Source organism: Zarconia navalis LEGE 11467 (genome assembly GCF_015207075.1).
In the GTDB taxonomy this organism is placed as follows: Bacteria; Cyanobacteriota; Cyanobacteriia; order Cyanobacteriales; family Geitlerinemataceae; genus Zarconia; species Zarconia navalis.
In genome coordinates, this window is the sequence record NZ_JADEXN010000352.1 from 1 (window position 1) to 5,857 (window position 5,857).

The following is a 5,857-nucleotide window of genomic DNA, read 5'->3' on the forward strand; positions in this document are numbered from 1 at the left end:
CTACTTCACCACCTTCGATAATGGCAGCAATGGGGCACTCGGGGCCGATCTCCTCGCGGAACTGACCCGCCAGCGAGAAAAAACGGTGAGGTCTCTCGCGGCAATCGATGCCGATATCGTCGCGTTGACGGAACTGGAAAACAACGGCTACGGAACGGGTAGTGCTATTGCCGATTTAACCGATGCCCTCAACGGTGTGGTGGGGGCGGGTACTTACACTTTTGTCAATCCCGGCGTACCGATGCTCGGTTCTGGGGCGATCGCATCGGGCTTTCTCTACAAACCGGCGGCGGTGTCGGAAGTGGGTACGGCTGCATTTTTAAATACGGCAGGTATTTTCGAGGGAACCGATGTCAATGTTCCCCCCCTCGCCCAAACCTTTGCCGTCACCGAGGTGGGCAATCCCAGTTTTGGGGAAAAAGTAACGATCGCCGTCAATCATTTCAAATCCAAAGACGGAACGGGAACCGGGGCAAATGCCGATGCCGGAGACGGCCGGGGAAACTGGAATCAAACCCGTATCGATGGGGCCAACGCCCTCACCGCTTGGCTGGCCGCAGATCCGACGGGGGGTGGGGATAGTGATGTGCTGCTGGTAGGGGATTTGAACGCCTACGTTCGAGAAGACCCGATCGCCGCTATTCAAGCTGCCGGATATGCGAACCTCGATACCGCCTCTTATTCCAGCAGCGATCGCGGAATCTGGGGAACCCTCGATTACGCCTTCGCCAACGACCGCCTCGCCCCCCAAGTTACGGGAGTGGCCCGGTGGCGCATCAATGCTGACGAACCTGCCATCTTCGACTACAACGAGGAATTTCAGTCTGCGGCGCAACTCAACAATTGGTACAACGTCGATCCCTATCGCGCCACCGATGTCGATCCGATCGTTATCGGGCTGAACCTCAACACTCCCGTTCCCCCAAGCGATGCCACGAACCAACCCCCGGAAAACCTCCTGCCCGCAGTACCCCCAACGATCCAGGTCAACCAAATCCTCGCCCCCATCGATCTGGCAATTTTCGATCGAGAGAGTGGAGTTGTCCCCCTGCAAGTGACCCTCACTGCGACCCAGGGAACGCTTGCTCTTCCTGAGATAACAGGTCTCGACTTCCTGGCTGGAGATGGCACCGACGACACAACCCTGTCATTCCTCGGGACTCTAGATGCTATCAATATCGCCCTCGCCGAACTGCGCTTTACTCCCACCGCCGATTTTGTTGGAGAAGCCAGCATTGAAATTACCACAGACGATCGAGATACGAGTCGTCCCGGTGGGGCGCAAACCGATACCGATCGCCTCACGATTTCCGTCACTGCCGAAGTTCCCGAGACTCCACCTCAACCGGGTTCCAACGATGGAGACGATCGCCCATCTGGTACTCCTTCAAATCCCACGATTCCCGATATCTCCACAGCAACGCAATTTTGTCCTCAGATCGGTCGTCCGTCCCAGCTTCCGGGCCCCAACTCCACCCTCAACACGATCGCGGGACGGTTCGTCGAAGGGGATGACAACCCCAATACCCTTGACGGCCGCAGTCAAGTCCAGGTGACCTTCTCCGGCTGGGCCGGTGATGACAATTTATTAGGCAGTCCCGGCGATGACCTCCTCTTTGCCAACCAGGATGCAGATTACATTGAGGCGGGAGAGGGGGACGACTGGATTTTTGCCGGCAAAGGGAACGATCGGGTGCGCGGCAACGGGGGGAACGATCGCATTGCCGGAGATTTGGGAGGCGATCGACTCTTCGCAGAGGAGGGGAACGATCTGCTTTTTGGTAACGCTGGAAACGACCGTGTCGACGGGGGTTCCGGCGACGATACGATTTATGCCGGGATGGACGACGATGCCGCCGTTGGGGGGATCGGCGATGATGTATTGGCAGGGGATCTCGGCAATGATTGCTTGCATGGAGAGGGGGGCGACGATCGCCTTTTCGGGAATCTGGGAATGGACGTTCTCGATGGCGGTCTGGATAACGATCGACTTTACGGCGGTCGAGAGAACGACACGCTGTTGGGCAGTTTGGGTAGCGACGTACTCAGTGGCGATCGCGGTAACGATTTGCTGTTGGGCGGTTTCGGGGGCGATCGGTTTGATTTTTCCCCCGGAGATGGCAGCGATACGATCGCGGATTTTACCGATGGCATAGATATTATCGGCTTGAGAGATGGATTGACCTTTGCAGATTTCACATTCGCTCAAGTTGGAAATGATACTCAGATGATGGCTGTGGGACTATCGATTACGCTACGTGGGGTTAATACGGATGCGATCGAAGTGACCGATTTTGCCCAAGTCTAAGTCTAAGAAAATTTACGGAGTTTAAAAAACTCTCAACATTGTTAATTGGCGATTGATGTAAAGGAAGTGCGATCGTCCGATTTCGATATCGATATAGCATTTTTTACCTTAAAACATACCCTGATGCCAATTTAGGGATTAAGAACTATTCGGTAATTCTTTATTAAAAAAACATAGAAACCTACATATTTTTACGAATAACCAGAGACTCCTGGTGAATAAAAAGATATTTTTCTTAATTGCAAAAACATTTAAAATAAGTCTCCACATCTTTATTGTCTCTTTATGCAATTGACGAAAAAAGGTTCTAACATAATGACCTAGTAGGACGAATACTTAAGTAAAAACAAGTAGATATCTCGATCTAGGGTGAGGCATTTACAAGTAAGAATCTAAACAAAAATATATTGGAGTTTGATTATGAAGTTACAACAAAAACTAACAAAAGGCTTATTTTTATTAGCTGCCCCGATATTTGCTGGGTCTACCTTTAATGTCACCCCCACTCTTGCCGCAACATTTGCTTCATCTTCATCGACGGCAAATCTTTTTAACTTCAGTCAAACTCCTTTATCGGGTTCTCTCTCTGTCGATGCCGACGCTCAAGGTATGAGCCTGGATGGATTCGATCCCGGTTCGATGGTTGATGATGGCGACTCCGTCAGTTCCAATGCTGGCAGCGGCTCGATTTTTGCTAGCGCCGATGTGAGTGCCGCACTCATTTTTGATGACGATCCGGCTGAGGCATTTAATAGCACTTTAAGTATCGTCGGTGGAGACAGTCGCGAGTATATATTTTCAGCTCAAAGCGATGCCGAAGTTGTCGGTAACTTTTTTCTCGATACTGCCTCGTTATTTTCCTTTGAATTTGTCGTTTCGTCTCTATTGGATACCGAAATAGACAATCCCCTGTCAGAAACGGTCAGTGCGAGTGCCAATATCTCCTTTGCTATTTTTGGCGGGACGAGTCAATCGAATCAAACCTTACTCGATACATTTTCCTTATCTGCATTTTTGCAAAGTCAAGGTCCGGATGTGGGTACAACCCTTCAACAAAGCAGCAATAATTTCAATCTGACTGAATTTGAAGCGATCGAAGATTTTGGCGATTCCCAACTGGAAGAATCGATTACCTTTTTTGCCGGTGGCTCTTATCAGCGAAATTTCGATGCAAATAGCTATATCACCGTCGTTGAAGTTAAAAATAATAAAGCAGCGGCTGCCGTTCCCGAACCTTTTGAACCTTCGATCGTTCTTTCTCTTCTCTTAACAGGTGGGGCGATTGGGATGCGATCGAAACTCAAAAGTCAAAAAGTATAAGTTCGACTGATTATCGCGATCTCATTAGAATCTAGAGTATCAGTTTTCCAGTGTTCGCGAATATCTTCTCTAGCTTTTCTCTCGCCACTTTAGACGAGGGATTTTTTTTTGAATTTTCTCTGTAGAGGGATCGGTTTTTGAGAGATAGTCGAAGATCTATCTTTAGCGATTTTAATCTCTTTACGATATCTTTAAAAAATCGCGATCGAAAAAATAAAATCAGGGAATAAAAGGCAACTGAGTTTCTGCCAAAATGGCAACACTTTAATCCTTCAACTCCTTATAGTAAGACAGCAAAGGCATAACTATATTTATCAATACATTGGGAGAGAGTTAACGATTATGGCATTTATCAGAGGAACTAACTCCAGCGACGCTATTACCCCCAATACTCCAGCGGAAGTTAAAACCATCACATTTCCAGATTTTGGAGGTTCCATCGGTCAAATTACGGTCACCATCCCGATTCCGGGTCTAGGGCCAACTACCTCCGAAAGAGATATTATTTACGGTCGTCGCGGAAACGATTCCATTGCTGGAGCTGGTGGAGATGATTTTATCCGAGGAGATTCTGGTAGCGATATAGTTTTAGGCGGTGACGGAGACGATCGCATTTTTGGCGGTAGCGACGACGATCTGCTTTTTGGAGATAATGGTAATTTCGGTGACGGAGACGACTTTCTAGATGGAGGAAGCGGCAACGACGTTCTTTTTGGTGAAGGCGGAAACGATCGCATTTTTGGCGGCAGCGGTAACGATGCTCTCTTCGGTCAAGATGGAGACGATCTGATTTCCGGGTTGTTCGGTAACGACAGTATGGATGGGGGGGCTGGTAACGATCGCCTGTTTGGAGAAAACGGCGACGATCTGATTTTCGGAGGGGATGGTAACGACGAGATTAATGCCGGACCCGGTGATGATACCGTCGATGCTGGGGCTGGCAACGATGAAATTTTTGGCGATCGCGGTCTCAACAGCCTCATGGGTGGTGCGGGGAACGACACCATCACCGGTGGCATCGAATTGGACACGATTAACGGCGGCAGCGGCAACGACATACTCGACGGCGGCGACAGTAACGATCTGATTTTTGGCGGCACTGGAAATGACTTGCTCACCGGAGGTAATGGTAACGATAACCTCATCGGAGTCGATCCCAACGGTAATGGTTTTGGTGAGTTTGACGAACTCACCGGAGATGGCGTGGCTGCGGATGGTACACCATTGGTGGGGGCAGATACCTTCTTCCTGGGTAACACGGCTACGGGTGCCATACTATATCGCGGTCAGGGAGGTGCTGACTTAGCGTTGATTAAAGACTTCCAGCCGGGAGTTGACCAGATTGTCCTTCGGGCAGCATCGGGCTATCAATTTGGAAACTTTCCAGCACCCGGTGGCGGGGTCGATGGCGTCATTGTGTTCCAAGGAGATATCATCGGAGTGACCGAAGGGGTCCCGATCGACCAAGTGGTGGCAAGCATTGTCACCTTCTAAATTCCTAGGATGTGTTGGACGGCGAAAATCCTCGCTTTCCTCGGAATTCAAAAATCCGTCGTCACCTATCAACTAACTGCGACAAGTAGGGGTCAACGGTCGTTGACCCCTTGCAACAATTGATAAGCGCGCGATCGACTTTAACCCGCCAACGCTTCTAACAAAACCTCAGACATCTGCTGGCAACCCACGGGTTTCATTCCCTCAGCCATGATATCCCCCGTGCGGTAACCCCCATCGAGAACCGCCATCACCGCCTTTTCGATGCGATCGGCCGCTTGGGGTCGATCTAAACCGTAGCGCAGCATCATCGCCGCACTCAGGACTTGGGCGAGGGGATTGGCTTTGTCCTGTCCGGCAATATCCGGGGCGGAACCGTGGACGGGTTCGTAAACCCCAGGGCCGCTTTCCCCCAAACTCGCCGAGGGCAACATGCCGATACTCCCCGTCAGCATCGCCGCCGCATCGGAGAGAATATCGCCGAATAAGTTACCCGTGACGATCGTATCGAACTGTTTGGGGGCGCGCACCAGTTGCATGGCGGCATTGTCTACATAGAGGTGAGACAGTTCCACATCGGGATAGTTGGGGGCGAGGGTGCAGATGCGATCGCGCCACAGTTGAGAAACATCCAACACGTTCGCCTTATCCACGGAACAAAGTCGGCCCTGGCGCTTACCGGCAATCTCAAACGCTACTCGTCCGATGCGATCGATTTCCCCGTTTGTATAGGCC

At 50.7% G+C, this 5,857-nt stretch carries 4 protein-coding genes; 3 read left to right on the top strand and 1 reads right to left on the bottom strand.

Annotated elements, in window-relative coordinates; all coding sequences use genetic code 11:
* From IQ235_RS16790 to IQ235_RS16800, 3 genes are all read left to right on the top strand, one after another.
* A partial coding sequence (locus tag IQ235_RS16790) for an ExeM/NucH family extracellular endonuclease (protein ID WP_264322577.1) occupies nucleotides 1–2,308 on the top strand: 2,308 nt, incomplete at its 5' end.
* 420 nt (nucleotides 2,309–2,728) lie between these two features.
* Complete coding sequence (locus IQ235_RS16795) at nucleotides 2,729–3,628, top strand: hypothetical protein (RefSeq protein WP_264322578.1); 900 nt, start codon at nucleotides 2,729–2,731, stop codon at nucleotides 3,626–3,628.
* A 342-nt stretch (nucleotides 3,629–3,970) separates the two neighbouring features.
* Nucleotides 3,971–5,122, top strand: a complete 1,152-nt coding sequence (locus tag IQ235_RS16800; RefSeq protein ID WP_264322579.1) for a calcium-binding protein — start codon at nucleotides 3,971–3,973, stop codon at nucleotides 5,120–5,122.
* Nucleotides 5,123–5,262: 140 nt separating this feature from the next.
* Here the strand turns inward: IQ235_RS16800 and IQ235_RS16805 are convergent.
* Nucleotides 5,263–5,857 (bottom strand): isocitrate/isopropylmalate family dehydrogenase (locus IQ235_RS16805; protein WP_264322580.1); only part of this gene is annotated, 595 nt, incomplete at its 5' end.